The 26,465-nt window shown below is 64.2% G+C and carries 24 protein-coding genes; 10 read left to right on the forward strand and 14 right to left on the reverse strand.

What is annotated here, in order from left to right; genetic code table 11:
- Positions 1-42: 42 nt before the first annotated feature.
- Genes QM588_RS02605 through QM588_RS02630 form a run of 6 tightly spaced genes read right to left on the reverse strand, consistent with a single transcriptional unit; the run spans position 43 to position 6,287 of the window.
- Positions 43-780: a sulfite exporter TauE/SafE family protein gene (locus tag QM588_RS02605; protein WP_442972852.1), complete on the reverse strand. Its 738-nt coding sequence runs from the start codon at positions 778-780 to the stop codon at positions 43-45.
- Complete coding sequence (locus tag QM588_RS02610; RefSeq protein ID WP_283311265.1) at positions 780-1,775, reverse strand: ABC transporter ATP-binding protein; 996 nt, start codon at positions 1,773-1,775, stop codon at positions 780-782. Before QM588_RS02610 ends, QM588_RS02605 begins: the two co-directional genes overlap by 1 nt.
- On the reverse strand, positions 1,768-2,787 hold the full coding sequence (locus tag QM588_RS02615) for an ABC transporter ATP-binding protein (RefSeq protein ID WP_283311266.1): 1,020 nt from the start codon (positions 2,785-2,787) through the stop codon (positions 1,768-1,770). Before QM588_RS02615 ends, QM588_RS02610 begins: the two co-directional genes overlap by 8 nt.
- Positions 2,784-3,770, reverse strand: a complete 987-nt coding sequence (locus QM588_RS02620; protein WP_283311267.1) for an ABC transporter permease — start codon at positions 3,768-3,770, stop codon at positions 2,784-2,786. Before QM588_RS02620 ends, QM588_RS02615 begins: the two co-directional genes overlap by 4 nt.
- Before the next feature lie 8 nt (positions 3,771-3,778).
- Positions 3,779-4,708, reverse strand: coding sequence for an ABC transporter permease (locus QM588_RS02625; protein ID WP_283311268.1), 930 nt, complete (start codon positions 4,706-4,708; stop codon positions 3,779-3,781).
- Between the two features lies 1 nt (position 4,709).
- Positions 4,710-6,287: an ABC transporter substrate-binding protein gene (locus QM588_RS02630; RefSeq protein ID WP_283311269.1), complete on the reverse strand. Its 1,578-nt coding sequence runs from the start codon at positions 6,285-6,287 to the stop codon at positions 4,710-4,712.
- Between the two features lie 341 nt (positions 6,288-6,628).
- Between QM588_RS02630 and QM588_RS02635 the strand changes: the two genes are divergently transcribed.
- A complete protein-coding gene (locus tag QM588_RS02635) occupies positions 6,629-7,624 on the forward strand; it encodes a 2-hydroxyacid dehydrogenase (protein ID WP_222056961.1) in 996 nt (331 codons plus the stop codon).
- Complete coding sequence (locus QM588_RS02640; protein WP_222056963.1) at positions 7,621-8,016, forward strand: universal stress protein; 396 nt, start codon at positions 7,621-7,623, stop codon at positions 8,014-8,016. Before QM588_RS02635 ends, QM588_RS02640 begins: the two co-directional genes overlap by 4 nt.
- Positions 8,017-8,019: 3 nt before the next feature.
- Here QM588_RS02640 and QM588_RS02645 read toward each other — a convergent pair whose 3' ends face one another.
- Entirely contained in the window at positions 8,020-8,913 is an 894-nt protein-coding gene (locus QM588_RS02645) for a LysR substrate-binding domain-containing protein (RefSeq protein ID WP_222056970.1), read from the reverse strand.
- A 170-nt stretch (positions 8,914-9,083) separates the two neighbouring features.
- On the opposite strand from QM588_RS02645, the gene QM588_RS02650 reads away from it, so the two are divergent.
- Both QM588_RS02650 and QM588_RS02655 read left to right on the forward strand, forming a co-directional pair.
- Positions 9,084-10,592: a SulP family inorganic anion transporter gene (locus tag QM588_RS02650; protein ID WP_283311270.1), complete on the forward strand. Its 1,509-nt coding sequence runs from the start codon at positions 9,084-9,086 to the stop codon at positions 10,590-10,592.
- Positions 10,593-10,622: 30 nt separating this feature from the next.
- A complete protein-coding gene (locus QM588_RS02655) occupies positions 10,623-11,027 on the forward strand; it encodes a MerR family transcriptional regulator (RefSeq protein ID WP_283311271.1) in 405 nt (134 codons plus the stop codon).
- An 11-nt stretch (positions 11,028-11,038) separates the two neighbouring features.
- Here the strand turns inward: QM588_RS02655 and QM588_RS02660 are convergent, their stop codons facing one another.
- Both QM588_RS02660 and aroQ read right to left on the reverse strand, forming a co-directional pair.
- On the reverse strand, positions 11,039-12,664 hold the full coding sequence (locus tag QM588_RS02660; RefSeq protein ID WP_176456777.1) for a ribonuclease J: 1,626 nt from the start codon (positions 12,662-12,664) through the stop codon (positions 11,039-11,041).
- Positions 12,665-12,909: 245 nt separating this feature from the next.
- On the reverse strand, positions 12,910-13,611 hold the full coding sequence (aroQ, locus tag QM588_RS02665) for a gamma subclass chorismate mutase AroQ (protein ID WP_283311275.1): 702 nt from the start codon (positions 13,609-13,611) through the stop codon (positions 12,910-12,912).
- A 12-nt stretch (positions 13,612-13,623) separates the two neighbouring features.
- On the opposite strand from aroQ, the gene QM588_RS02670 reads away from it, so the two are divergent.
- Genes QM588_RS02670 through QM588_RS02680 form a run of 3 tightly spaced genes read left to right on the forward strand, consistent with a single transcriptional unit; the run spans position 13,624 to position 16,648 of the window.
- Positions 13,624-15,162 (forward strand): flavin-containing monooxygenase, encoded by a 1,539-nt coding sequence (locus QM588_RS02670; protein ID WP_283311276.1) that lies wholly within the window; start codon positions 13,624-13,626, stop codon positions 15,160-15,162.
- Positions 15,159-16,004, forward strand: coding sequence for an SDR family NAD(P)-dependent oxidoreductase (locus QM588_RS02675; protein WP_032400485.1), 846 nt, complete (start codon positions 15,159-15,161; stop codon positions 16,002-16,004). The genes QM588_RS02670 and QM588_RS02675 overlap by 4 nt, the downstream gene beginning before the upstream one ends.
- The gene (locus tag QM588_RS02680; protein WP_283311278.1) at positions 16,001-16,648 is read left to right on the forward strand and encodes a TetR/AcrR family transcriptional regulator; all 648 of its coding nucleotides are present in this window, start codon (positions 16,001-16,003) and stop codon (positions 16,646-16,648) included. The genes QM588_RS02675 and QM588_RS02680 overlap by 4 nt, the downstream gene beginning before the upstream one ends.
- Before the next feature lie 7 nt (positions 16,649-16,655).
- On the opposite strand, the gene QM588_RS02685 is transcribed toward QM588_RS02680, so the two are convergent.
- The 3 genes from QM588_RS02685 to QM588_RS02695 are packed head-to-tail and all read right to left on the reverse strand — an operon-like array spanning position 16,656 to position 20,481.
- Positions 16,656-17,924, reverse strand: coding sequence for a glucarate dehydratase family protein (locus QM588_RS02685; RefSeq protein ID WP_442972853.1), 1,269 nt, complete (start codon positions 17,922-17,924; stop codon positions 16,656-16,658).
- Entirely contained in the window at positions 17,924-18,850 is a 927-nt protein-coding gene (locus QM588_RS02690; RefSeq protein WP_283311279.1) for a 5-dehydro-4-deoxyglucarate dehydratase, read from the reverse strand. The genes QM588_RS02685 and QM588_RS02690 overlap by 1 nt, the downstream gene beginning before the upstream one ends.
- A gap of 32 nt (positions 18,851-18,882) precedes the next feature.
- Positions 18,883-20,481: an aldehyde dehydrogenase (NADP(+)) gene (locus QM588_RS02695; RefSeq protein WP_283311280.1), complete on the reverse strand. Its 1,599-nt coding sequence runs from the start codon at positions 20,479-20,481 to the stop codon at positions 18,883-18,885.
- A gap of 286 nt (positions 20,482-20,767) precedes the next feature.
- On the opposite strand from QM588_RS02695, the gene QM588_RS02700 reads away from it, so the two are divergent.
- The 3 genes from QM588_RS02700 (at position 20,768) to QM588_RS02710 (ending at position 24,357) form a co-directional block, all read left to right on the forward strand.
- Positions 20,768-22,114, forward strand: coding sequence for an enolase C-terminal domain-like protein (locus QM588_RS02700; RefSeq protein ID WP_283311282.1), 1,347 nt, complete (start codon positions 20,768-20,770; stop codon positions 22,112-22,114).
- Between the two features lie 14 nt (positions 22,115-22,128).
- Positions 22,129-23,082 (forward strand): 2-hydroxyacid dehydrogenase, encoded by a 954-nt coding sequence (locus QM588_RS02705; RefSeq protein ID WP_283311801.1) that lies wholly within the window; start codon positions 22,129-22,131, stop codon positions 23,080-23,082.
- Between the two features lie 75 nt (positions 23,083-23,157).
- Complete coding sequence (locus QM588_RS02710) at positions 23,158-24,357, forward strand: L-talarate/galactarate dehydratase (RefSeq protein WP_283311283.1); 1,200 nt, start codon at positions 23,158-23,160, stop codon at positions 24,355-24,357.
- A gap of 76 nt (positions 24,358-24,433) precedes the next feature.
- On the opposite strand, the gene QM588_RS02715 is transcribed toward QM588_RS02710, so the two are convergent.
- Both QM588_RS02715 and QM588_RS02720 read right to left on the reverse strand, forming a co-directional pair.
- Positions 24,434-25,249: an IclR family transcriptional regulator gene (locus QM588_RS02715; RefSeq protein WP_230594557.1), complete on the reverse strand. Its 816-nt coding sequence runs from the start codon at positions 25,247-25,249 to the stop codon at positions 24,434-24,436.
- A gap of 45 nt (positions 25,250-25,294) precedes the next feature.
- Positions 25,295-26,455 carry an enolase C-terminal domain-like protein gene (locus QM588_RS02720; protein ID WP_032377517.1) on the reverse strand — a complete coding sequence of 387 codons (1,161 nt, stop codon included), beginning with the start codon at positions 26,453-26,455 and terminating at the stop codon, positions 25,295-25,297.
- Positions 26,456-26,465: the final 10 nt, after the last annotated feature.

Here is a 26,465-nt window from a genome sequence, read left to right on the forward strand (position 1 = left end):
TGCGGTTACCCAGTGGAGCCGATGCAACACGTGATGCTTCCCTCACGTCAGGGCAAGTACTTGCTGAACGACGAGCACGATCGCCCCGACGGCCGAGACGGTGATCGCAGTGATACGTAGGCGTCGACGATCGAGAACTCGGTTGATCACACGAGAGAGCAGGAACCCCAGAACAGTCGCCGGGGCCAGGAACGCGAACAGCGTGGCGGTGTGGCTGTTCACCGCTCCGGCCACCGCTAACACCGCGATGGAGATGATCGAGCCGACGAGGAAAAAGCAACTCATCGTGCTGCGGAGTTCGGCTCCGGAGTTGCCCTGCCACACCAGGGCCATCGGTGGCCCGCCGATGGAGGTGGCGGTTCCCAGAACCCCCGACGCAGCCCCGGCGACCACGAGGTTTCGTTTGTGCGGCAACGGCTTCCAGCCGAAAGATGTCAATGCGACGCCGCCCAACACCACCAGTGCGAGCAGAATGGCCAGGCCGCGTTCGGGCAACAGGACGAGGAGCAGTGCGCCCACCGCCGACCCGGGTAGGCGACCGGCCAGCGCCCAGCCCGCGCCCGAAAGGTCGAGGGCAGTGCGATCACGAACCAGTACGAGCACACTGACGACGACGGCGAGCATGATCAGCGTCGCCGGAATGAGGCCGGGGTCCACGATGGCCACGATCGGCGCAGCGAGCATGCCCATGCCGAATCCGATGGACGCCTGCATCGCCGACGCGAAGAAGATGGCCAGCGCGACGACGACGAATCCAGTGACGCTCAGATCTGTCGCCATCACGTCCCGGCGGCGACGAGACCGAGATTCCCCGCCACGAGCGGATAATGGCATTCGGCAACATGATCGGCCTCGTCGGCGTCGTGCGCGACGGGTGGTGCGTCGCTCGCGCACAGGTCGGTCGCCTTCCAGCAGCGAGTACGGAAACGGCATCCCGACGGCGGATTCAGTGGCGACGGCACCTCGCCTTTCAGCAGGATCTTCGTCCCGCGGGTCGACGCGTCGAGTGTGGGTGCGGCCGACATCAACGCTGCGGTGTAGGGGTGGGCGGGCCGATCGAATACTGCCTCCGTAGCGCCTGATTCGACGATGCGGCCCAGGTACATCACCGCGACTCGGTCGGCGACGTGCCGAACGACCGAGAGATCGTGCGAGATGAACACATAGGAGATGCCGAGCTGTTTCTGCAGATCGTTGAGCAGGTTGAGCACCTGCGCCTGAACCGAGAGATCGAGCGCCGACACCGGCTCGTCGCAGATGATCACGTCGGGGTTCAGCGCCAGAGCTCGCGCGATGCCGAGGCGCTGCCGCTGACCACCGGAGAACTCCTGTGGGAATCGGTTCTCGTCGCTCGGTCGTAGACCCACCAGGTGCAGCAGCTCACGGACCCGTGCCGAACGATCACGTCGAGTCTTGTACAGGCCCTTGTGGGTTCGCCAGGGCTCACCGATGATGTCACCGGCAGTCATGCGTGAATTCAGTGAACCGTACGGATCCTGGAACACCATCTGTACGCGTCGACGCCACGCGAGGAGTTCCTTGCCGCGTAGCGCGAACGGATCGGTGCCGTCGAAGGTGACGGTGCCCGAGTCCGGTCGTTCGAGCATCATCAGGGTGCGCGCAAGAGTGGACTTGCCGCAGCCGGATTCGCCCACCAGGCCGAGGGTTTCGCCGCGCCGCAGGTCGAGGTCGATGGAGTCCAGGGCGCGTAGCTTCCCGCGGCCGACGTCGAAGGTCTTGTTCAGTCCGCGAACGGTCAACAGTTGCTCAGACATTGCGCGATACCTCGTTCGGGAAGTGGCACGCCGACAACCGGCCGGTGTCGACGGATTCGAGTGGCGGTCGACTGCTGATGCAGATGTCGCGGGCAAGAGGGCAGCGGGCTTGGTAGACGCATCCGTCGGGGATCGAGTGCAGATCCGGAGGGGTGCCGCCGATGGATTTGAGATCCTCGCCGCGGACGGCGTGCACGGGTACCGAGTCGAGCAGACCCTTGGTGTAGGGGTGGCGCGGCGATCCGAACACCTCCGAAACCAACCCGGTTTCGACGACGTTGCCCGCGTACATGATTGCGACACGGTCGGCCTCTTCGGCCACCAGAGCGAGGTCGTGGGTGATGAGTACGACGGCCATGTCGTGCTCGGTGCGCAATTCTTTGAGCAGCGCCATGATCTGCGCCTGCACGGTGACATCGAGGGCGGTGGTCGGTTCGTCGGCCAGCAGTACCGACGGACTCAGGGCAACTGCCATCGCGATCAGCAGGCGCTGCCGCATGCCTCCGGAGAACTGGTGCGGGTAGGAGTCGGCGCGTGATTCGGGCTCGGGGATACCCACTCGGGCCATCAGTGCGATCGCTTCGACTCGCGCCTGTTTGGCCGTCATGCCGCGGTGGATCCGAAACGGTTCGGCCAGTTGCGTTCCCACGGTGTAGACGGGATTGAGTGCCGTCAGCGCATCCTGGAAGACGATGGCCAGTTCGGTGGCTGCGATGGTGCGTCGCACCTTGGTCTTGGCAGTCACCAGGTCGACCTCACCCATCTCCACCGAGCCGCCGGTGATGTCGGCGATCGGCTCGAGCAACCCGACGATGGCCTGTGCCGTCATCGACTTGCCGCAGCCCGATTCACCCAGTAGAGCGAGAGTTTCGCCGCGGCGGGCGCTGAAGGTGACGTTGTCGACGGCGCGAATGACACCCGACGGCGTCCGCAGATCGACGGTCAGTCCGCGGACGTCGAGAGCGACGCTGCCGGTATCGGAACGCCGAGGTGCGGTTGCCGGTGCGCTCATGAGACGACCTTTCGTGCGGGGATCAGGCGAGACCGCTTGGAACGGGGAACATTGAGTCGCCACCGCTGTGCCGGATCGGTGGCAATGCGGGCCCAGGCGGCGAGGACGGTGGCCGAGACGGTCGTCAACACGATGGCCAGGCCGGGGAAGAACGAGAGCCACCAGGCGGTCTGCAGGTAGGTGCGGCCCTGCGAGACCATCAGTCCCCAGGACACGTCCGGTGGCTGAATGCCGATGCCCAGGAAGCTCAACGACGATTCGGCGAGAATGACGAAACAGAAGTCGAGAGTGGCGACGGTCAGCAGGGTCGGCAGCAGAATCGGGGCCACATGGCGTCTGATCACCGATCCGCTCTTCGCGCCGAACGTACGGGCGGCATCGACGAACAACCGACTCTGCAGTTCTGCGGACTCGGCGCGAGCGGTACGGAGGTAGATCGGGATGCGCGTGACCGTCAGGACCAGAACGATGTTCGCGGCACTGGGCGAGAAGACGTAGAGCACCACGACGGCCATCAGCAGGGACGGGAAGCTGAGAATGACGTCGGCGACGCGCATCGCCGCTGTCTCACGCCAGCCGCGATGGAAGCCGGCCCACATACCGATGAACGAGCCGATGATCGCCGAGAGGATCACTGCCGGAATGGCCACCGAGAGTGTGGTTCTGCTGGCCACGATCAACCGGGCGAACATGCTGCGCCCCAGTGGATCCGTGCCGAGGATGTTCATCCAGCCGGTGTCGAGGGTGAACGGTGGCAGGTTCGAGCGGTCGAGATCCTGATCGGTTGCGGCGTCACCGACCAACATGGGGCCGAAGATCGCGGTGAGGAAGACCAGCACCAGAATCGCGGCAGCGACGGTGGCAACCCTGTCGCGCAGCAGCAGCTTCCACAACGGGGCCGACGCTTTACGGGCTTCCACCGGAACCGTCGGTGGAACATCCTCGGGTTCCGATGTTTTCGGTGCTTCGAAGTCGAGTGACATGTTCTTACCTAGACCTTCACCTTGTCGCGAACCCGGGCGTCGAGCAATGCATAGCAGGCATCGATGACGATGTTGAGCACGAAGATGCTCACTGCCGTCAACAGCACGGCCGCCTGCAGAACAGCGAAGTCGCGCTGCAGGATGGCGTCGATCATGAGTTTTCCGATTCCGGGCCAGCCGAAGATTGCTTCGACGACCACTGCGCCGTTGACGAGCCCGACCATCAGGTCGCCGGCCACGGTCAGCGCCGGTGCGGCGGCGTTGCGCAGAGCGTGGTGGGTGACGATCCGAAGATCCCCCGCCCCTTTGCTTCTCGCGAGGCGAACGTACGGTGCCGACAGCGCCGAGACCATCGCCCCGCGAACCACCTGAGTCAGCACGCCGAGGGGGCGAATGAGCAGCGTGGCGATCGGCAACACCCAGGAGAGCATTCCGCTGTCCACGCCCGAGGTGGGCAGCCAACCGAACACGATGGCGAAGACGTAGACGCCCATGATGGCGAACCAGAAATCGGGGATGGATGCGGCCGTCATCGACAGCAGGCTCGAGATGCGATCGGCAAGCGAGTTCGGCCGGTATGCGGCCCAGCAGCCGATGATCACCGCACCGAGGATGGCGAGGAACATCGTCGCGAACGCCAGCTGCAGTGTTGCGGGAAAGGCGCGTAATGCCATCGCCGACGCGTCTTCGCCGGTGCGAAGTGACTGCCCGAAGTCGAGTTGCACAACACCCTTGAAGTAGTCCACCAGCTGCGTCAGGACCGGCTGGTCGAAGCCGTTGGTGGCGCGAAACGCTTCGCGCTGCGCCTGAGTGGCCGACTCGGGGAGGTACAGGCTGGTGGGGTCGCCGGTAAGACGAGCGAGGAAGAACACGCCCAGCAGAACGACGAACAGTGGGATCAGGCTGGTGTAGATCCGTCGGCGCAGAAATCTGAACATGTCAGGGCCTCTCGGTATCGGCGCGCGTCATCGCGGCCAGGTGCATTTCGTCGACCGTGGCCGAGTCCGGCGTGTAGTTCACCGAGGCGGCCTTGGCGAGCACCCCGTTCATGTGAGCGATGTAGGCCATCTGCATGATGTCCTTCGGTTCGTCCGCGAACACCTGCGCATACGCGGCCTGCCGGTCCTCGCCGGTGAGGGCACCGGCAGCAGCTATCTCCTTGTCGAAGTCCGCTGTGCCGTAAGCGCTCTGGAATCCGTCGCTGGTGAAGTACTGATCGACGGTGAAGGCGGAGTCGCCGGCCTGGTTGCCGTGCTGAATCACCAGTAGATACGGCCCGACGTTCGGGAACGGACGTTCCTGGTATTCGGCCGTACCTGCGGCGTCCATCATCTCGATCTTGACGTTCATGCCGATCTTGGACAGCGAGTTCTGAATGACCTCCACCGTCTCGTTGATCTTGGGGAACTGCCCGGTGCGTCCGATCAAGCGGATCTCGGTGTCCACCGGAACCCCGTCGGCGCGGGCCTGGTCGATCAACGTCCTGGCCTCGTCCATGTCGTACGGCCAGGGAGTCAGATCCTCGTTGTATCCGACGACCCCCTCGGAGATGAGCTGTGCTGCAGGCGAACCGAGTCCGCGGAACAACGCCTTGACGATGCCGTCGCGGTTGATGGCGTAATTGATCGCCTGCCGAACCCGCATGTCGTCCAGTGGCGGTTGCGCGGCCTGCATGCGCAGTGCCGTGGTCTCGTTGTTGGGATAGGCCACGCCGAGGTCGCCTGCACCGTCCTCCGGTCCGACCGACGTGGCGATCTCGGCCTCGCCGTTGGTCACCATCGACGCGCGGACACTGCCCTCGCTGCGCCATTGGTATTCGGCCCTTGCGTATTCGGGCTTCGGGCCCCAGTAGGTCTCGTTGCGTACCAGTGAGAGCTTCTGGCCGTAGTCCCACCGCTCGATCGCGAACGGGCCGGTGCCGATCGGTTCGCGCACCCGCTCGGTGTAGCTCGCAGTGCGCGGAACCATCTCCACGAACGAGAGCCGCAGCGGCAAAATGGGATCCGGCTCTGGTGACTGCACCGTGAGCGTCACCGGGTCGACAGCTTTCACCACCAGGTCGGCGTCGCCGAAGACATATCCCTCGACGTTGCATCCCAGTTCGGAGTTGACCGTGCGGTCGATGGAGAACGCGGCATCCTCGGCCTCGAAGGGGCTGCCGTCGCTGAACGTCACGCCGGGGTGAATGGTGAACGTCCACTCGGTGTCGGAGGTCTGCTCCCAGGAGTCGGCGAGTTTGGGTTCGAGATCGCCGGTGCTGGGGTTGCGCTCCATGAGCGGCTCGGTGATGTTCGAGCGAGTGACCACACCGACCGACGTGAGCGAGACGTCGCAGGCTTCGAGGGTCGGAGGTTCCTGAGGCAGGACGATGCGAAGAGTATCTGCGCGGGCGGCTCCGCCGTTGTTGGAGTTGGCGACGGTGCAGCCGCTGGCGATCAGTGAAAGTGAGAGTGCGCCAACAGCAATTGCGGCGACGCGGTGGGTCCGTCCCTGCTGCACGAAGAGTGCAGGGCTCATGGTGGCCTCCAGTGGGAAAGAAAGGATCCGCGTCTGCGAGTTGCAGCCGAATCTGTGACGGTAGACACACGTTATGAGCGGGCCGTATTCACCGTCAACCGGACGAAATGCCCTTTCCGGCCAGTTTCGTGGGTCACAAACACAGTTTCGATGGGGCCTGAATCACACCTGCGGGGGACTGACCAGGCCGGATGCAGGGAGGAGCGGACGGGTCTGCATCGGCAGCGGGTCGTTCATGCCGTTTGGGTATCGGTCCATGTTATTTCCGTGTTGGACAGGTATTCGAGGAGCGGCATACCGTACAGGAAACGCGCACGTTCCACCATCTCGCGAGGAGAACAATGGTCACCGTCAGCTCGCAGAGTTCCTCTGTGTCTCAACCGGATTCGCAACAGGGCGGTCGAGTGCTCCGAGTCGGACCGCTCAAGCCGTCGCTGATGGCCACGTTGGTCGCCGAGTACGACGCGCTGGAACTGCCCGAGGGGGACGGCCGCGACGCATTCCTCGATGCGCACGGCGATTCGGTCACCGCGGTGGTCACCTCCGGCCGCACCGGCGTCGATGCCGCGTTGATGGCGCGGTTGCCGCAGCTCGGAGCCGTCGTGAACTTCGGCGTCGGATACGACACCACCGACGTCGACGCGGCAGCTGACCGCGGCATCGCCGTCAGCAATACTCCCGACGTGTTGACCGACTGTGTGGCCGACCTCGCTGTCGGTCTGGTGATCGACACCATGCGGGGGCTGTCGGCCGCCGAGAGGTTCGTGCGTGCCGGCCGGTGGCCGGCCGAGGGCAACGCACCACTGACTCGCCAGGTCACCGGAAAGCGCGTCGGAATCATCGGACTCGGCCGCATCGGCTCGGCAATTGCCGATCGGCTCACCGGGTTTCGCTGCGAGATCTCGTACCACAATCGCAACGAGATCGACGGTTCGCCGTACACGTACAAGGCCGGTCCGGAGGAACTCGCCGGTAGCGTCGACGTGCTGATCATCGCGGCGTCGGGTGGCTCGGGGACTGCCCATCTGGTGGATCGTGCGGTGCTCGAAGCGCTGGGGCCGCAGGGATATCTGATCAACGTCGCACGTGGAAGCGTCGTCGACGAAGAGGCGTTGATCGAGTTGCTCGCTGCGGGGCAGCTGGCCGGAGCCGGTCTGGACGTGTTCGCCCACGAACCGAACGTGCCCGACGCGTTGTTGGCAATGGACAACGTGGTGCTGCTGCCGCACGTGGGAAGTGGGACGGTGGAGACGCGGGCCGCGATGGAAGCGCTCACCCTCGAGAACCTCGATCGCTTCCTGGCCGACGGCACCCTCGTCACGCCGGTGACGCAGTGACCGTCGTCGTCGGCTACTCGCCGACCACCGAAGGAAAAGGCGCGCTGCCCTTCGCTTTTCGTGAGGCGCACATGCGTGGAACGGACTTGCTCATCGTGGCCGAGGACAACAGCGCAGCCGACGCCGACTTCGCTGCCACCGTCGAATCGGCTCGCGAGGAGACGTCGGCCGTCGGTGTCACGACGAAAATTCACGACAACGAAGCGGGCCGCTCGCACGCCGACAATCTGATCGACCTGTCGTTCGACGAGCAGGCTCAGCTGGTCGTGATCGGAATCCGGCGTCGATCGCCCGTCGGAAAGTTGTTCATGGGCAGCATCTCTCAGCGCGTACTGCTCGAGGCGCATTGCCCGGTGACTGCCGTCAAGCCGCCGGTGGGGACGCCGCGGTAGCCGTCACGACCACTCACGCGTCGGGAGCACATCGGTCATGAAGCGGTGCAGTGCCGGGTTGTCGTTGTCCACGCGCCATGCCGCGTCGAGTTCGACGGGGCGTTCCTTCACGGTCCGAACCGGCCGGAACACAACACCTTCCGGCCGCATGGTCGACGCAGACTCCGGTACCAGTGCCAGCCCTATCCCCGATCGAACGAGCACCAGCATCGTGTGCACCTGAGTCACGTACTGCACGTAGCGCGGGGACACCCCGACGATGGTGAACGTGCTGATCAGCAGTTCGTGGAAGTACCGTGCATCGACGGGCGAATACATGATGATCGGCTGCTCGTCGAAGTCTTCCACCGACAGTTCGTTCTTCTCGGCCAGTGGGTGTTCCTCGGGCATCGCCGCGATCAACGATTCGTGCAGCACCGGGCGGGACGCGATGCCCGGTCGCTTGAGTGGTGGCCTGGCCAACCCGAGATCCAGATCGCCGACGGCCAACGATTCCATCTGTACCGCCGAGACCATCTCGCGTAGAACGAGTTTCACGTCCGGTAGCTTCTCGCGCGCGGCGTCGAGCAACTGCGGGAGCACTGCATGCGCCGATGCACCGGTGAATCCGACGACCACGGTCCCCAAGTCTCCGGTGGGTACGCGTCGCACGGTGAGCAGTGCGCCCTCGGCGAGGTCGAGGATGCGTCGGGCCTCGGGTAGAAAGGCCAATCCAGCGGCCGTCAGGGTCACCGACCGGCTCGTGCGGTCGATCAGCTGGACGCCGACTTCGCTCTCGAGCTGTTGGATCTGCCTGCTGAGCGGCGGCTGGGTCATGTGCAGCCGTTCGGCTGCGCGGCCGAAGTGCAGTTCCTCGGCGACAGCGATGAAGCAGGAGAGCCTGTTGAGCGAGAACATCGATTCATTCCTTGCATCGCGGAGTGAGTTCTGTTGTGCCTCTGTATATGAATCTAGCTCACCAGCCGCGCGCCGACGATTGACAACCTTCTCTCCGGTAAGAGTAGAGTTGCCCGCTGAGTGGACGTCGTACCTGTCGCAGTCCCTCGCACCCATCGAACGGAGTTGTCGTGTCTCGAGCTGCCCAGGTGCCTGCCACCGCCGTCGAAGACGTCTCGGTGCTGGGTGCATTGCGCTCACCCAGGCGACTCAAGACCGAGGTCCTCGCCGGCCTGGTGGTGGCTCTGGCGTTGATTCCGGAAGCCATTTCGTTCTCGATCATCGCCGGAGTCGATCCACGAGTCGGGCTGTTCGCGTCGTTCACGATGGCCGTCACCATCTCCATCGTCGGTGGCCGGCCGGCGATGATCTCCGCGGCCACCGGAGCGATTGCCCTGGTCGTCGCCCCGTTGGCGCGTGAATACGGCCTCGACTACCTCATCGCGGCGGTGATCCTCGGCGGAGTGTTGCAGGTTCTGCTGAGCGTGCTCGGCGTCGCCAAACTGATGCGGTTCATCCCGCGCAGCGTCATGGTGGGATTCGTCAATTCGCTGGCGATCCTGATCTTCACCTCGCAGGTGCCGTACTTGATCGGGGTGCCGTGGCTGGTCTATCCGATGGTTGCCGTGGGCCTGCTCATCATGTTCTTCCTGCCCAAGCTCACCACCGTTGTCCCGGCACCGCTGATCGCCATCGTGATTCTCACCGGCGTCACACTCGTGTTCGCTCTCGCGGTTCCCGATGTGGGCGACGAAGGTGAGCTGCCGTCCTCGCTGCCGTCGTTCTTGATCCCGGATGTGCCGTTCACGTTCGACACGCTGTCGATCATCGCGCCGTTCGCACTGGCCATTGCCCTGGTCGGCCTGCTGGAGTCGCTGATGACAGCCAAGCTCGTAGACGACATCACCGATTCCCACTCCAACAAGACCCGCGAGGGCTGGGGTCAGGGTGTGGCGAATCTGGTCACCGGGTTCACCGGCGGTATGGGCGGCTGCGCGATGATCGGCCAGACCATGATCAACGTCAAGGTCTCCGGAGCTCGCACCCGAATCTCGACGTTCCTTGCCGGCGTCTTCCTGCTGATCCTGGTCGTCGGTCTCGGCGACATCGTCGCGTTGATCCCGATGGCCGCGCTGGTCGCGGTGATGATCATGGTCTCGATCGGCACCTTCGACTGGCACAGCATCAACCCGAAGACGTTGCGCCGCATGCCCAAGAGCGAGACCCTCGTCATGGTGGCCACCGTGGCGGTCACCGTGGTCACCCACAACCTCGCGTACGGCGTCGTCGTCGGAGTGATCACCGCGATGGTGCTGTTCGCTCGCAGGGTCGCCCATCTGACCGAGGTCGTCGACATCGCACATCCCGACGAGAACACCCACGTCTACGCGGTGAAGGGCGAGTTGTTCTTCGCGTCGAGCAACGATCTGATCTACCAATTCGACTACGTCGGAGATCCGAAGAACATCGTCATCGACATGTCCGAGTCGCACATCTGGGACGCATCGACCGTGGCGACACTCGACGCCATCACGACCAAATACGCCGCCAAGGGCAAGACGGTGAAGATCGTGGGGCTGAACGCGCCGTCCACCGAGCGGCACGACCGCCTCAGTGGAAACCTCGGTGCCGAGCACTGACTAGGGTGGGCTGTCGAGGAGAGGCGGCACATGGCAGACGACGGCATGCACATGCAGATCGGACAGGTAGCTCAACGAACCGAGCTGTCCATCCGCACGGTTCGTCATTACGACGACGTCGGCCTCGTCACGCCCTCTGCCCGGACCGCCGGCGGCTTCCGGCTCTACACCGAGTCCGATGTCGAACGACTGCTGGTCATTCGTCGGATGAAGCCCCTCGACTTCACGTTGGCCGAAATGAAACAGCTACTCGAATCCCTCGACGTTCTGGGCGACGAGAACGCGACGGACGACGCCAAGTCGTCGGCCGCGGCCTTCGTTCGTGAGTGTCACACCAAGGCCGAGGAAAGCTGCCGCACGTTGCGGCGGCAGCTCGCCTACGCCGAGGAACTGACCGAGGTGCTGTCCACCCGTGGTGCGGCAGCTCAGATCTGACCGGACCGCCTCTAGCCGTCCACGACCACCGGGACGATGAGGGGCTGGCGGCCCAGAGTCTGCTTGGCCCAGCGGGCCGATTCCTGCACGATGCGCTTCTCGATGTTCTCGCGGGAGGCAACCTTGACGTCGCTCTCGCGTGTGAGGGTCTTGCCGATCGCCTTGGCCAACGAGTCGAAAGCGTTTGCCTCATGGGCGAATCCGCGTCCGATGAAGTCGACGTCGTCGACCAGCAGGCCGGTGTCGGGATCGACGATGGCGATTACGGTCAGCACGCCCTCGTTCGCGAGGAGGCGACGCTCGGCCAGTGAATCCTCCGTCACGCCACCGACGGCACTGCCGTCGACGTAGATCAGCTCGATGGGGACGGAGCCGGTGATCTGCGCGACGCCGTCGTACAGGTCGATGACGCTTCCGTTCTCGGCGATGATCACGCGATCGCGAGGAACACCGGTCCTGATTGCGAGATCGGCATTGGCGCGCAGGTGCCGCGACTCACCGTGTACGGGAAGCACATTGGCGGGTTCGAGGATGTTGTAGCAGTAGACGAGCTCGCCGGCGCTGGCGTGACCGGAGACGTGCACCTTCGCATTTCCCTTGTGCACCACGCGTGCACCCTTGTCGACGAGGCCGTTGATGACGCGGTAGATCGCGTTCTCGTTGCCGGGGATCAGGCTGCTGGCCATCAGCACGGTGTCGCCGTCGCCGACCTTGATCTGGTGCTCACCCGACGCCATCCGCGACAGCGCCGCGAGGGGCTCGCCCTGCGATCCGGTGCAGATCAGGGTGATCTTGTTGGCCGGAAGCCGATTGAGCTTCGGGAGGTCCACGACGAGCCCGTCGGGAACGTCGAGGTAGCTCAGGTCGGTCGCAATCTTCATGTTGCGCACCATCGATCGGCCGACGAACGCAACCTTGCGGCCCTGCGCATGTGCGGCGTCGAGTACCTGCTGAATGCGGTGCACGTGACTGGCGAAGCTCGAGACGATCACGCGTCCCGTTGTTTCGCGGAACACCTTCTCGATGGCCGGGACCAGGTCGCGTTCGGAGACCATGAACCCGGGCACTTCGGCGTTGGTGGAGTCGACGAGGAGGAGATCGAGCCCTTCCTCGCCGAGGCGTGCGAAGCTCCGGAGGTCGGTGATCCGACCGTCCAGCGGGAACTGGTCCATCTTGAAGTCACCGGTGTGCAGCACCAAACCGGCGTCGGTACGAATGGCGATGGCCAGGCCGTCGGGAATCGAGTGGTTGACGGCAATGAACTCGAGCTCGAACGGTCCTTCCTGCCGGGTTTGTCCCGCCTCGACCTCGATCAGCGTCGTCGAGACCTTGAACTCCTCGAACTTGGCAGCCAGGAAGTGCAGTGTCAGCCGCGACGAGATGACGGGAATGTCGCCGCGTTCGCGCAGCAGATACGGAACGCCGCCGATGTGGTCCTCGTGCCCGTGCGTCAGAACGATGGCGACGACGTCGTCGAGGCGATCCCGGATGCAACTCCAGTCGGGGAGGATGACGTCGACGCCCGGCTGATGCTCCTCGGGGAACAGGACGCCGCAGTCGACGATGAGCAGTTTTCCGTCGAATTCGAAGACGGTCATGTTCCGGCCGATCTCGCCGAGACCGCCCGTCGCGATCACGCGAAGGTGCCCTGCCGACAGCGCTGAGGAGGATCGCTTTCGAGGTGCGGCGGGGGATCTGCGGTTCCGTGGTGATCTCGACATGCCTCTTACGCTACGGGGGCCGCCCGACCTGGCTTCGACCCCGGTCCGAAGATCCACGCATTGCTCCCCGTCGAGGGTGGATTACCGACCGTGTCATGGCCGTCCTCGAGCCATGGGACAGCTCGTCGTCCACGTCGATCTCGCGGCCGACACTCGTGTCGTCAGGTAGTGCAGAGTGAACGCGATGCAGCAACCAAGGCTGCAGCGTGCACGATGTCGCTGTCGTGGGCGGTGTTCGTGGCAACGACCGCTTGGACGAGGTCCGTGTAGCACGTCGGTGATCGAAGGGCTTGCGCGTTCGAGGCAAGCTGGGTGACCACCGCAGAGGTGAGTGCGGTGATGCGTTCCCGGATCGGCGCGAGGTCAGCGGGCGCATCGGGAGCGTCGGCCGGATCGGCGTGCCACTGGGCCAGGCGGAGCGATTGGATCGCCTTGCCCACCTCGATCTGGTCGCGAACCACAGTTCCTGCGCGTTCTGGTGCAAGTCCGAGCCCGATGGCAGCGTTCTGCGCCGCATCGATCACCTGGGCCTCGCGCTCGGGATCGCTGACGGGGCCGCCTGTCTTCCACTTCACCGCGGCCACGCTGTCTGCGGTGGCCAGACGGTCTGCAAGAACGTCGGTCAGAGATTGCAGATTCTCGGCAGGCGTCTCGGCCGCGCTTGTTGCCGCCGTCGGTAACAGGACCAGCGGTACGACCGCTGCGATCACGGCAATTCTGGCGATGCGACGCAGCCGCGACGCGTTTGCCGGTAAGGACACCTCAGTAGACATCTCACGCACCTTTCGTTCGACGGTTCGACGCCGATAGTGCCCGACGACGGTGAACAACAAGGGAACCGCCATTGCGGAATCGAGCGTCATCACTTTAGTGTGATGACACGCAACATCGGATTGCGTCTTGTGCTGGAGGGGTTCGTCGACATGCGTATTCACACCGTGGTGATCATCGGTAGCGGCTTCGGAGGTCAATGCGCCGCCAAAGCCCTGCTCGACCGCGGTATCGACGACCTCGTCATTCTCGAGCGAAGGCCCTTTCTCGGTGGAACCTGGAAGCAGAACCGCTACCCGGGTGCAGCCGTCGACGTGCAGAGTCCGCTGTATTCGATCGCGTCGGAACCTTTCGAATGGTCGCGCATGTTCGCCGAGCGGGAGGAACTCGAGCGCTACACCCAGCACGTGCTCGAGTCCAACGGGCTGCCGCAACGCACACATGCCGACACCGACGTTCAGAAGATCCAATGGGTCGGCGATCACTGGCTGATCACCACGCCTCGCGGTGATTACGCAGCGAAGTTCGTCGTCAATGCATCCGGGCCGCTCAGCACCCCGGTGATCCCCCCGTTCTCGGGCCGAGAGAAGTTCCGCGGCAAGCAGTTCCACACCAACGACTGGGACACTTCCTACGATCACGCCGGAAAACGGGTAGCCATCGTCGGTAGCGGTGCCAGCGCCGCACAGGTGATCCCCGCGATCCAGCCCGACGTCGAAGCGTTGCACGTCTTCCAGCGCACGCCACACTGGGTGATGCCGCGTCACGATCGCGAATTCACGCCGCTGCAACGAAAGTTGCTGCGATTCGAGCCCATTCGTCGGCTGGTGCGAGCCGGCATCTACTGGAGCCTCGAGACCCGCATCATCGGATTCAAGTACTCGCGGCGGATGCTGAAAGCCGTGGCCCAGCGGACTGCCCTGAAGCACATCGAGTCTCAGGTTCCGGACTCCCAGCTTCGGGCGAAAGTCACCCCCGACTACACCATCGGGTGCAAGCGGGTGCTGCTGTCCAACACGCTGTATCCCGCTCTGGGAGAAGCGAACGTGACCCTGCACGACAAGAACGACGGCATCGCCGAGATCACCGAAACCGGGATCGTGACCACCTCGGGGGAACACGTCGACGTCGACCTGCTGGTGTGGTCGACCGGATACGACGCCACCGACGGGGTCATCTCGTATCCGGTGATCGGGCGGGACGGCCGGGCGCTGTCCGAGGTCTGGGATCCCTACCCCCGCGCCTACCTCGGCACCACGATTCCCGGTTTCCCCAACCTGTTCGTGGTCACCGGACCGAACACCGGAATCGGGCACACCTCCACCATATTCCTCATCGAGGCGCAGATGGAGTACATCGTGCGAGCCGTCGACGCAGTTCAGCACGCGGGTGCAACCGCCATCGAGGTCACTGCCGCCGCCGAGCAGGAGTACACCGACACGATTCACCGCGAGATGGACGGCACCGTCTGGAAGGACGGCGGCTGCCACAGCTGGTACCAGTCGAAATCCGGGCATGTCGTCGCCATGTTCCCCGGCTTCAGCTTCACGTTCCGACGGTGGGCCAAGCGTTTTCGGCCGGAAGCCCATCACATCCATCGGTCGTCCACCGACGTGACGACGAAGGACGAGGTATCGGCATGAAGGATCATTCGGGCCAGGTAGCGCTGATCACCGGTGCGGCAGGCGGTATCGGCTCTGCTGTGGCGGCAGCACTGCATCGACGCGGTGCCTCGATCGTCCTGGTCGACATGGCGTCGACCGATCTCGAGTCGGTAGCAGCGAAGCTGGGCAACCAACGCGTGGCAATCGCCTATGCCGACGTCACCGTGCGGGAGCAGCTCGACGCCGCCGTCGCGACCGCGATCGACACCTTCGGCAAGCTGGACGTCGTGATGGCCAACGCCGGAATCTCCAGCGGTGCACAGGCATCGACCGTTCGATCGGTCGAGGACGGCGTGTTCGAGCGGGTCATCGGCGTCAACCTGATCGGCGTGTGGAACACAGTGCGTGCTGCCCTTCCGCACATCGTCGAGTCCGGGGGCTACGTGCTACTCACCTCGTCCACGTACGCCTACCTCAACGGCCTGGCGAATGCGCCGTACGCAGCCTCGAAGGCCGCGGTCGAACAGCTCGGTCGTGCTCTGCGTACAGAGCTGGCCGGCACGAAAGCGACGGCGGGAGTGCTGTATCCGGGATGGGTCGCGACGCCGATCGCCGAAGTCGCGTTCGGCGGCGATGACGTCGCGACGGCCATGACCGCCCGCGCCTTCCCCACACCGCTGCTCCGCCCGATCACCCCCGACAAGCTGGCCCGCGTGGCCGTTCGAGGTATCAGGCGGCGAGCTCCGCGAATCGCCGTGCCCGGTCGCTGGATTCCGATCTCGATACTGCGCGGCATCGTCAACCCGATCATGGACGCCGCGATGGAGCGGGACGCCGAATTGATCAGGCTCACTGCCGAACTGGATGCCCGACGGTCATGAGTACAGTGTCCGAAGCGGCCGGCCGCGCCTACGGCGGTGAAAGCGCGGCCGACCGCGACGATCGCAGGCGGCGACAGCTGTTGGACGCGGGACTGCGGGTGTTCGGCAGCAGCGGGTACCGCGCCGCAACTGTGCGCGGACTGTGCCGCGAGGCCAAGATCGCCGACCGGCACTTCTATCAGTATTTCGACAAGACCGAGGACCTACTGCTTGCCGTCTATGCCGAATGCATTGCACGCCTCACCGATTCGGTGTCCGACGCGATTGTGCAGGTGAATCGAGACGGCGATCTGAGGGAGGTTGCGAAGCAGTTGCTCGACCCCTTCTTCCAGGTTGTCGAGGACCCGCACCTTGCCCGCGTGGTGTGGATGGAGGTGCTCGGGGTCAGTCCTCGCGTCGAGCAGACGTATCTGACGGTGATGCAGCAATTCGGGACACTTCTGCTCGGTTACCTCCGCACGTTCGCGGGTGAGGTGCCCTCGGGCCCCGATATGGATGTCGACCTGCTCGCCACGGCTGCGATCGGCGGAATCAGCCACACTGCGATGACCTGGTTCCAGAGCGGCTACGCCGCGGATCGCCGCATAGTCGTCGCCACGATCGCGACGATGCTCGTCAACATCGTCGCGCCGCTGCAGACGTAGAGTCCGATCACCAACGTGGGCAGGTGTTCTCGAAGCTCGGATTAATGCTCTGCATGTAGCCGGTGTCGTCGCGGTCGCGAATTCTGCAGTCGAGGTACTGCTGATGCAGTGCCGCGAGCGCGTCCTCGTCGATCTCGATTCCCAGACCGGGCCCGGTGGGAACGGCCACTGCGCCGTCGACGAAGTTCAACACGCCCGGCACGACGACATCCTCGTTCTTCCATGGCCAATGCGTGTCGCAGGCATAGGTCAAGTTCGGTGTCGCCGCTGCGAGATGAACCATGGCGGCCAGACTGATTCCGAGGTGGCTGTTGGAGTGCATCGACAGCCCCATCTCGAACGTCTCGCAGATTCCGGCGAGCAACCTCGATCGCTGTAGTCCACCCCAGTAATGGTGGTCGGACAACACCACCTGCACCGAATCCTTCACCACCGCGGGCTTCAGATGATCGAAAGCGACGACACACATGTTGGTCGCCAGTGGCATCTTCGCCTCGCGCGCGACCTCGGCCATCCCGTCGAGACCGGGTGTCGGGTCTTCGAGGTATTCCACGATGCCGTCCAGCTCGGAAGCGACTCGGATGGAGGTGTCGACCGTCCACGCGGCGTTGGGGTCGAGTCGAAGCGGCAGCTCCGGGAATGCTTCGCGGAGCGCCTTGATTCCGGCGATCTCTTCGTCGGGTGGAAAGACGCCACCCTTGACCTTGATGGCTCCGAAGCCGTACTCGTCGATCATCTTTCGGGCCTGACGAACCAAGCCGTCCGGATCGATCGCCTCGCCCCATTCGTCGGGTTTCCGGCCGGGATGAGCTGCCCACTTGTAGAACAGATACGCACTGAACGGAACCGAGTCCCGAACCTTGCCGCCGAGCAGGTCGGAGACCGGTCGACCCAGGACCTTGCCCTGCACGTCCAGGCACGCGATCTCGAACGGGGAGAACACTCGATCGGTGGTGCTGGCCGTGGTGATCATGCCTGCGACGCCGTCTCCGCCGGTGATCGACAGCGTGCCGAGGATCGTATCGATTGCATCTCGAATCCCGTTGAGTGCGAACACGTCCAAGCCTGTGATGGCCTGAGCTGCGGCATCGAGTCGGGCAAGATGAGCGGTGTCGGCGTACGTTTCACCGAGCCCGACAACGCCGGTATCGGTGTCCAACTCGATGATGGCGCGCAATGCGTAGGGCTGATGCACGCCGACGGTGTTGAGCAACGGAGGATCGACGAAGGCAATCGGAGTGATTCGAGCGCCGGTGATCAGAACCGGATCCTGCATCAGTGCACCGCGAGCTCGTCTGCCAGCACGGCCCGGCCGGCGGCAACGATTGCGGTGAGTTCCTCGAGATGCGGTGCGCTGATGTCCACCAGCGGTGGGCGAACGGGCCCAGCCTCGATACCTTCCATCGTCACGCCGGCCTTGATGAGGGAGACGGCATAGCCGGGCACCTTGTCGCGCAAGCGCACGAGCGGGTGGAAGAACTCGCGAAGCAATGCGGCAGTGAGTTTCTCGTTGCCGCTGTCCAGCGACCGGTAGAACGCCAGTGCCAATTCGGGCGCGAAGGCGAACGTCGCAGAGGAGTACAGCGTGACACCGATCGCGCGGTACGCCTGCTGGGAGACCTCGGCGGTGGGGAGGCCGTTGAAGAACTGGAAGGGCTTGCCCGACGGCTCGAGGGCATCCAGAACTGCACGGACGATGCGGCCGACCTGATCGAGATCACCTGTGCCGTCCTTGAATCCGACGACGGTGGGCAGCTGTGCCACCTCGACGGCGGATTCCTCGGTGAAGCGGGCGTTGCCGCGGTTGTAAACGATCAACGGCAGATCGGATGCGGCGGCGACGGCCTTGGTGTAGTTGACCAGACCGGCCTGCGGCATTGTCACCAGGTACGGAGGCAGCAGCAGGATGCCGTCGGCTCCGTTGGTCTTCGCGCTGGCCGCGAACGCCTTTGCCTGGGCGACGGATCCGCCTGCGCCGGCGTACACGGGAACCCGGCCCGCGACGACATCGACTGCGGTGCGCACGATCTTGCCGAACTCCTCGCTTTCGAGGGCGTGGAATTCGCCGGTGCCGCAGGCGATGAACACTCCACCGGGTCCGGCGTCGACACCCTTCGCGATGTGTGCGGCCAGCAGGTCGTAATCGACCTCGCCGGAGGCGGTGAACGGGGTGACGGGGAAGAACAGGACTCCGTCGAGCATGGGGGTCTCCTCGAAAATTGGGTGGGGGTGAATCAGTCTTGGGTGAGCTGGCCGTCGATGCGACGGAAGATCCCCTCGGGGTTTCCGTCGGCGATTGCATTGGGCAGCAGTGATTTCGGAACATCTTGGTAGGAAACTGGACGCAGGAAACGCTCGATGGCGAGTGATCCGACCGAGGTGGTGCGGGAGTTGGAGGTGGCGGGGAAGGGGCCGCCGTGCACCATCGCATGGCCGACCTCGACGCCGGTGGGCCATCCGTCGAACAGAATGCGGCCGGCCTTGAGTTCGAGAACCGAGAGCAACTTGCCTGCCTCGGTGTGGTCGGACTCGTCGGCGTGAACGGTAGCGGTGAGCTGACCTTCGAGCAGCGCGGCGACGTCGCGAACCTGCTGTGCGTCTGCGCAGCGAACGACGAGGCTCGATGCGCCGAATACCTCGGCCTGTGCTGCCTCGGAGGTGAGGAAGGTGTCGGCATCGGTCTCGAACAACGCTGCGCGGCAGGCATTCGGGGCCTGTGTGTCGGTACCGCGGGCGAGCTCGGTCACGACTTCGCTCAAGGTGTCGACACCGTCCGCGTAGCTGGAGGCGATGTTCGGGGTCAGCATCGTGGTGGGGGCGGATTCCTGTACCGCCGCCGTCGCTGCGTCGGTGAAGGACTGCAGGCCCGGGCCGTCGACGGCGATGACGAGACCGGGGTTGGTGCAGAACTGGCCCGAGCCCATCGTCAACGAAGCGACGAAGGCGCGGCCGAGCTCGGCACCGCGGGTGGCCAGAGCGCCGTCCAAGACGAACACCGGGTTGATGGAACTCATCTCGGCGTACACCGGGATGGGCTCGCGACGACCGGCTGCGGCGGCAACGAGAGCCATTCCACCCGAACGCGATCCGGTGAATCCGACCGCCTTGATTCGAGGGTCGGTGACCAGCGCGGTGCCGAGTCCGCGGCCCGAACCGAACAGCAGAGAGAACGTTCCCGAGGGCATTCCAGTGGAGGCGACGGCGTCGGTGATGGCCCGGCCGACCAGTTCGGACGTTCCCGGATGGGCATCGTGAGCCTTGACGACCACCGGGCATCCGGCTGCGAGAGCAGAGGCGGTGTCGCCGCCGGCGACGGAGAAGGCGAGCGGGAAGTTGCTTGCCCCGAACACCGCAACCGGGCCCAGTGGAATCTGCCGCTGGCGGATGTCGGCGCGTGGGAGCGGTGTGCGCTCGGGCTGAGCCGGATCGATGCGGGCACCGTTCCAACTACCCTCGCGCAGAACCGAAGCGAACAAGCGCAGTTGTCCGGTGGTGCGACCGACCTCGCCGGTGATGCGGGCCAGTGGAAGTCCGGACTCGGCGACGGTGCGCTCGATCAGTGTGTCGCCGAGTGCTGCGATGTTGTCTGCGATGGTTTCGAGGAACTGAGCTCGGGTTTCCGAGGAGGTGGCGCGGTAATCGGCGAATGCTTCGGCCGCTGCGGCACAGGCCTTCTCGACGTCGCTGTTGCCGCCGTGACCGTAGGCGGGCTCGAGGTTCGCGCCGGTGCTGGGGTCGATTCCGTGAATCTGCGTGCCGGCACCGAAGACCGGGACACCGGCGATGATCATCCGGCCGGTGAGGTGGGTGGACTGTGTCGTCGACGCTGTCATGGGGTGACTCCTAAGGCTGTGATGCGGTACGTGCGCTGACGCCGAGGCGTGACCTGGCTCATAGCTCACCACGGTAGAAGGCCGATCGATACATGTCCAAGTCTAAAAATGTCGTATTTGATTCAGTCTCGGTATCGATCGCACTGCCAGGGCTGATGCGCTTCGGGTGTCGTTACCGATGCCGCTACTGCATCGGTCGATGCGCAGATGGTCTTGGACAGGAATCGATCAGGACTTCTACTGTCGTGTGAGCCGAGTCACTGAAGGCGTACGAGAAAGGCCGGACATGAACGTCCACACCAGCACACCAGTCGTCTCCGAGATGCGCGTCATTCCGATCGCGGGGCACGACGACATGTTGCTGAACCTCAGCGGAGCCCACGCCCCGTACTTCACCCGCAATCTGGTGGTGCTCACCGACTCGGACGGGCGCACCGGCGTCGGCGAAGTGCCGGGGGGAGAGGCGATTCGGCAGACTCTCGAGGATGCGCGCGTGCTCGTCGAGGGTCAGGGAGTCGGCCGCTACAACGCAATTCTCGCAGAGATGCGCCGCGCCTTCGCGGATCGTGATGCCGGTGGACGCGGAGCGCAGACCTTCGATCTGCGGATCGCGATACACGCTGTGACCGCGGTGGAATCTGCATTACTGGATCTGCTCGGCCAGCACCTCGGCGTCAGCGTCGCGGCGTTGTTGGGCGACGGACAGCAGCGCGAGAAGGTTCAGGCACTGGGCTATCTGTTCTTCGTGGCCGATCGGAACAAGACCGACCTCGCGTACCGCGGTGCAGCCGACGAGGCGGTTGGGGCCGATGACTGGATGCGTATCAGGCACGAGGAGGCCATGGATCCCGAGTCGATCGTGCGCCTCGCCGAGGCGGCGCAGGCCCGATACGGGTTTCAGGACTTCAAGCTCAAGGGTGGTGCGTTGCCCGCGGCCGAGGAGGCTGCCGCGGTGCGAGCGCTGGCCGAGCGATTCCCCGAGGCCCGAATCACGTTGGATCCCAACGGTGGTTGGCTCCTGAAGGATGCGATCGACACCTGCCGCGGCCTGCGCGATGTGCTGGCCTATGCCGAGGACCCCGTCGGACCGGAGGGTGGATTCTCGGGCCGCGAAGTGATGACCGAATTCAAGCGCGCCACCGGATTGCAGACCGCGACCAACATGATCGCCACCGACTGGCGCGAGATGGGCCACACCATCCGATCCGGCGCGGTGGACATCCCACTCGCCGATCCGCACTTCTGGACGATGGCCGGGTCGGTACGTGTCGCGCAGCTCTGCGATGCGTGGGGACTGACATGGGGATCGCACTCCAACAACCACTTCGACGTGTCCCTGGCAATGTTCACCCATGTCGCTGCTGCCGCTCCCGGGACGATCACCGCCATCGACACCCACTGGATCTGGCAGGACGGGCAGCGAGTGACCAAGGAGCCGTTCAGGATCGAGGACGGATACCTCACGGTGCCCGACAAGCCGGGCCTGGGTGTCGAACTCGACTTCGAGCAGATCGATGCAGCACACGAGCTGTATCAGAAGGAGGGTCTCGGTTCTCGCGACGACGCCATCGGTATGCAGTATCTGATCGAGGGCTGGACGTTCGACAGCAAGCGGCCGGCCCTGGTTCGATGAGTTCTGGTGCGCTGATGAAGATCGTCGTCGGCGATCGGAATGTGCTGCCCCATCGGGAGCAGTTCGAGGCGGGGCTGCCCGCCGGTGCCGAGGTAATCTGGTGCGTGCCGTTCGACGAGAGTCGGGTCATCGGCGAACTTGCCGATGCAGACGTCTACATCGGCGGCAAGTTCAGTGCGGACATGGGCAGCGCTGCCCCGAAGCTGCGCATGGTGCACGTTGCCGGTGCCGGAACGGAGAACGTCGATCGCTCCGGATTGGGTCCCGATGTGCAGGTGTGCAACACCTTTCACCACGAGCAGTCGATTGCCGAGTACGTCGTTGCTGCGACGGTGATGCTGCGGCGCAAGTTCCTCCAGCAGGATCGCGAACTCCGCTCCGGAGTGTTCGCCACTTCTGTCTACGACCCGACGATCGCGCAACCACTGTCACTCAGTGGCGCCCGCATCGGATTCGTCGGGTTCGGGCATATCGGCAAGCGAACGTGGCAGCTGTTTCGGGCGTACGGTGCGGTGGGTGCTGCCGTCACCGGGAGTGGACGGGCACCGGATGAGAACCTCGAATGGGTTTCGGATGCAGAGGATTTGACAAGACTTGCCGATTTCGCCGATGTTCTCGTGGTCTCCGCACCGCTGAACGAACGAACACGCGGGATGATCGGTGCCGAGGAGTTGCGCAGGCTCGGTCCCGACGGGGTGCTCGTCAATGTCGGTCGTGGACCTTTGGTGCAGGAACAACCACTGTTCTACGCTTTGTCGCGCAACGATATTGCCGCAGCCGCCATCGATGTCTGGTACCGCTACCCGGGGCCGGACGGGATGGGCGAGCCGAGTGTGTTGCCGTTTCGCGATCTCGACAATGTGCTGATGACGCCCCACTCGTCCGGCGTCACGCATCACACGTTTGTCGGCCGGGTGGCCGATATTGCATCGAACATCGATGCTCTGGCGGCATCAATTGGCCGATAATTGGTGTTGGACCCACATCGATCGTCGAAATAGTCTGTGAGACAAAGTGAATCGACGACATCAGGAGCCTGAGAGATGACCATCGCCACAGACAAACCGACAAGCGGCCTCACCGCCCCGGATGCTGCGATCGCTGCCCTGGCCCCCGGTGCCGCAAGTATCGACCGCATCGTCGAGGTGACGCTGTCCTCGATCGTGTTGCCGCTGAAGAATCCGATCAGCGATGCCAAGGTGCTCACCGGTCGGCAGAAGGCGATGACCGAGGTGGTGTTCCTGTTCGCTGAGATTCGCACCGAACAGGGTCACGAGGGAATCGGTTTCGGGTACTCCAAGCGTGCTGGCGGGCCGGCCCAATTCACGCATGCCCAGGAGATCGCTCCGGTACTCATCGGGGAGGACCCGAACGACATCGGCAAGATCTGGACCAAGCTCGTGTGGGCTGGAGCGTCGGTGGGCCGCAGTGGTGTTGCGACGCAGGCGATTGCCGCGTTCGACATCGCGCTGTGGGATCTCAAGGCCAAGAGGGCAGGCTTGCCGCTGGCCAAGCTGATCGGATCGTCACGCGATTCGGTGCAGACCTACAACACCTCCGGTGGATTTCTGCACACGCCGATCGAGGAGGTCATGGAGAACGCCGCCATCTCGCTCGCGAGCGGAATCGGAGGCATCAAACTCAAGGTGGGACAGCCTGATTGGCGCACCGACATCGCCCGCGTCACCGCGGTGCGCGAGTTTCTCGGCGACGACGTCCCGTTGATGGTGGACGCCAACCAGCAGTGGGATCGTCCGACGGCGAACCGCATGTGCCGGATCCTCGAGCAGTTCGACCTCGTCTGGATCGAAGAACCGCTCGACGCCTACGACGCCGAGGGGCATGCGATGCTGGCCAGGAATTTCGACACCTCCATCGCGACGGGGGAGATGTTGGCCAGCGTCGGCGAGCACGTTCGTCTCATCGAGGCCGGCGCGGTCGACATCCTGCAGCCCGACGCACCGCGCATCGGCGGAATCACGCAATTCCTGAAGTTGGCCACGCTGGCCGAGCACCACAATCTGCAACTCGCCCCGCACTTCGCCATGGAGATCCATCTGCACCTGGCGGCGGTGTATCCCCTGCAGACCTGGGTGGAGCACTTCGACTGGCTGGACCCGCTGTTCGACGAGCACCTCGAAACCCGAGACGGCCGGATGCATCTGTCCGCTCGCCCGGGTCTGGGATTCACATTGAGCGAGCAGGGACGGGCCTGGACGGTGGCGAAGGCAGTGGTGCGCTGACCTGGAGCGCTGACGCGCAGGTGAGCGGAAACTCGACCCCTGCTACGAGTTTCCGCTCACGTGCCGCGAAGCGGCTCTACCGCACTCCCTCGGCCCGTAGCTCTCGGGCCCAGGCGGCGGCGTGGTCGGTGAGCACCCCGGCGATACGTTCCAGTTCGCCCGGGTAGGAGGCAACTTCCGCGGGCATCGAGACGCTGAGCGCATCGGTGGCCGGGATTCGATAGGGCACGACGGTCGCTATGCAGACCACGCCGGCGGTGCCCTGCTCCTGTTCCAACGACCAACCGCGACGGCGAACCTGCGCGAGTTCGGCGATGAGGGCGTCACGATCGACGATGGTGTTCTCGGTGTACCGCTCGAGTTTCTTCGGCAGCAGCTGTGTCACCTCGTCGGTCGTGAGTTCGGCGAGCAGTGCCTGACCGAGTGCGGTGACGTGGCACGGCAACTTGCGTCCGACGCGGTGCATGCGTCGCACCTCGAGCTTTGAACCGCGGCTGGCGAGGTAGATGACGCAGTCCTCGTCGCGTCGGGCGAAGTGGACGGTGTGCCGAACGTCCGAGCGCAGCGTCTCCAGTACTGCCGCCGCTCGACCGACGACGGAGTCCTTGTCCAGGTAGGACGTGCCGGTGAGCAAGGCATGGGTGCCGATGCCGTACCGCGAGCCGGACTCGTCGGCCTCGATCCAGCGCAGGTCCTTGAGCGTCCTCAGCAAGGCGTGCAGACTCGATCGGGGGTACCCGCACGCCTCCTGCAATTCGCCGAGGCTCATGCGCGTGGGGGATGCGGCCAGCGTCTCGAGGATGTGGATCGTGCGCTCCGCGGATTTCACCGGCTGGCTCTCGGACACCGCAGCGGCCGTGACATCGTTCACCATGGAGACAGTGTCCCTCATGATGAACGATGCTTCATACGCGGACACGGATGTCGCCGACGAACACTAGTACTCGGCAATCAGATTGTTCGAGATGTACTCCAGGTCGATGTCCTCACCCAGGCCTGGTCGCGATGGCATCTGCACCATCCCGTTCGCGTCTATCGGATCGACGATGGACTTCAGGTGCGGCGGCACCCAGTCGTAGTCGACCAGTGGATGCAGCAGGCCACGTTCGTACCACTGGATGTTCGGAGCGCCGCCCACCAGTGCGAGATTGGGGGCACCGTTGCCGTGGATCTCGCACTCGAGCCCGAAGCCGTCGGCCATGTGCACGGTCTTCAATGCCGGGGTGATGCCGCCGCCGTTCATCGCACCGACGCGCAGGATGTCGCAGGCATCGTCGGCAATCCAGTCCGCTCGCGAACGATGCCGACCGGGAGTGGTCTCCGGGCCGATGACGGGAGTATCGATCTGATCCGCCAACCACTTGTACGAGCGCATCGAGAATTCGTCCATGGGCTCCTCGAACCAGTCGAATTTCAGTGCGTCGAGTTCCCGGCCGAGCTTGAGGGCGTCGGTACGTGAGTACCAGTGATAGCCGTCGAGCATCAACGAGAACCCTGGTCCGACGGCATCTCGCACCGCCGCGCAGGCCTCGATGTCCCGCGTGAGGCTCGGTGCCCCTTCGAGCGGCGGCATCCAGGTGTGCAGTTTGATTCCCTGGTAGCCCTGATTTTTCAGCGCAACAGCGAAATTCGCATACTCCTGTGGAGTGGACAGGCCACCTTCGATGGTGTCGCCGCACATGGTGCTCGCGTAGGCCTTGACCTCGCTGCGCGCTCCGCCCAGCAGCTTCCACACAGGGGTATCGAATCGGTTGCCCGCCAGGTCCCACAGTGCCTGGTCGAGGTAACTGCAGGTGTGTTCGGGAAGTTCGACGGCTCGCGTGCGTTGCCGAATTGCGAATTTGCGGTCCATTTCCTCGCGGTGCAGCGGATCGGTGCCGATGAGGACCGGTCGAAAGTGTTGCTCCACTTGATCTTCACGCAGGTAGTTGGTCTTACCCAGGACGTAACCGCTGACGCCGTCGGAATCTGTGATGCGCAGCAGTGCCTGAGTGGTGGGTATCGACGGTCCGGGGTGTCGATGCCCGTAGGAATCGACGGCGGTGCGAGCCTCGGTCTTGAAGACCTGGACGGCAACCTCGGTGATGACGCTGGACATGGTGATGAGT

This window comes from Rhodococcus sp. IEGM 1354, assembly GCF_030056855.1.
GTDB lineage: Bacteria > Actinomycetota > Actinomycetes > Mycobacteriales > Mycobacteriaceae > Rhodococcoides.

What these genes read in the sequence shown, in the direction of transcription:
- QM588_RS02605 (WP_442972852.1), bottom strand. Translation starts at nt 780, where the DNA reads ATGGCGACAGATCTGAGCGTCACTGGATTCGTCGTCGTCGCGCTGGCC.
- QM588_RS02610 (WP_283311265.1), bottom strand. Translation starts at nt 1,775, where the DNA reads ATGTCTGAGCAACTGTTGACCGTTCGCGGACTGAACAAGACCTTCGAC.
- QM588_RS02615 (WP_283311266.1), bottom strand. Translation starts at nt 2,787, where the DNA reads ATGAGCGCACCGGCAACCGCACCTCGGCGTTCCGATACCGGCAGCGTC.
- QM588_RS02620 (WP_283311267.1), bottom strand. Translation starts at nt 3,770, where the DNA reads ATGTCACTCGACTTCGAAGCACCGAAAACATCGGAACCCGAGGATGTT.
- QM588_RS02625 (WP_283311268.1), bottom strand. Translation starts at nt 4,708, where the DNA reads ATGTTCAGATTTCTGCGCCGACGGATCTACACCAGCCTGATCCCACTG.
- QM588_RS02630 (WP_283311269.1), bottom strand. Translation starts at nt 6,287, where the DNA reads ATGAGCCCTGCACTCTTCGTGCAGCAGGGACGGACCCACCGCGTCGCC.
- QM588_RS02635 (WP_222056961.1), top strand. Translation starts at nt 6,629, where the DNA reads ATGGTCACCGTCAGCTCGCAGAGTTCCTCTGTGTCTCAACCGGATTCG.
- QM588_RS02645 (WP_222056970.1), bottom strand. Translation starts at nt 8,913, where the DNA reads ATGTTCTCGCTCAACAGGCTCTCCTGCTTCATCGCTGTCGCCGAGGAA.
- QM588_RS02655 (WP_283311271.1), top strand. Translation starts at nt 10,623, where the DNA reads ATGGCAGACGACGGCATGCACATGCAGATCGGACAGGTAGCTCAACGA.
- aroQ (WP_283311275.1), bottom strand. Translation starts at nt 13,611, where the DNA reads ATGACGCTCGATTCCGCAATGGCGGTTCCCTTGTTGTTCACCGTCGTC.
- QM588_RS02670 (WP_283311276.1), top strand. Translation starts at nt 13,624, where the DNA reads ATGACACGCAACATCGGATTGCGTCTTGTGCTGGAGGGGTTCGTCGAC.
- QM588_RS02675 (WP_032400485.1), top strand. Translation starts at nt 15,159, where the DNA reads ATGAAGGATCATTCGGGCCAGGTAGCGCTGATCACCGGTGCGGCAGGC.
- QM588_RS02680 (WP_283311278.1), top strand. Translation starts at nt 16,001, where the DNA reads ATGAGTACAGTGTCCGAAGCGGCCGGCCGCGCCTACGGCGGTGAAAGC.
- QM588_RS02685 (WP_442972853.1), bottom strand. Translation starts at nt 17,924, where the DNA reads ATGCAGGATCCGGTTCTGATCACCGGCGCTCGAATCACTCCGATTGCC.
- QM588_RS02690 (WP_283311279.1), bottom strand. Translation starts at nt 18,850, where the DNA reads ATGCTCGACGGAGTCCTGTTCTTCCCCGTCACCCCGTTCACCGCCTCC.
- QM588_RS02695 (WP_283311280.1), bottom strand. Translation starts at nt 20,481, where the DNA reads ATGACAGCGTCGACGACACAGTCCACCCACCTCACCGGCCGGATGATC.
- QM588_RS02700 (WP_283311282.1), top strand. Translation starts at nt 20,768, where the DNA reads ATGAACGTCCACACCAGCACACCAGTCGTCTCCGAGATGCGCGTCATT.
- QM588_RS02705 (WP_283311801.1), top strand. Translation starts at nt 22,129, where the DNA reads ATGAAGATCGTCGTCGGCGATCGGAATGTGCTGCCCCATCGGGAGCAG.
- QM588_RS02710 (WP_283311283.1), top strand. Translation starts at nt 23,158, where the DNA reads ATGACCATCGCCACAGACAAACCGACAAGCGGCCTCACCGCCCCGGAT.
- QM588_RS02715 (WP_230594557.1), bottom strand. Translation starts at nt 25,249, where the DNA reads ATGAGGGACACTGTCTCCATGGTGAACGATGTCACGGCCGCTGCGGTG.
- QM588_RS02720 (WP_032377517.1), bottom strand. Translation starts at nt 26,455, where the DNA reads ATGTCCAGCGTCATCACCGAGGTTGCCGTCCAGGTCTTCAAGACCGAG.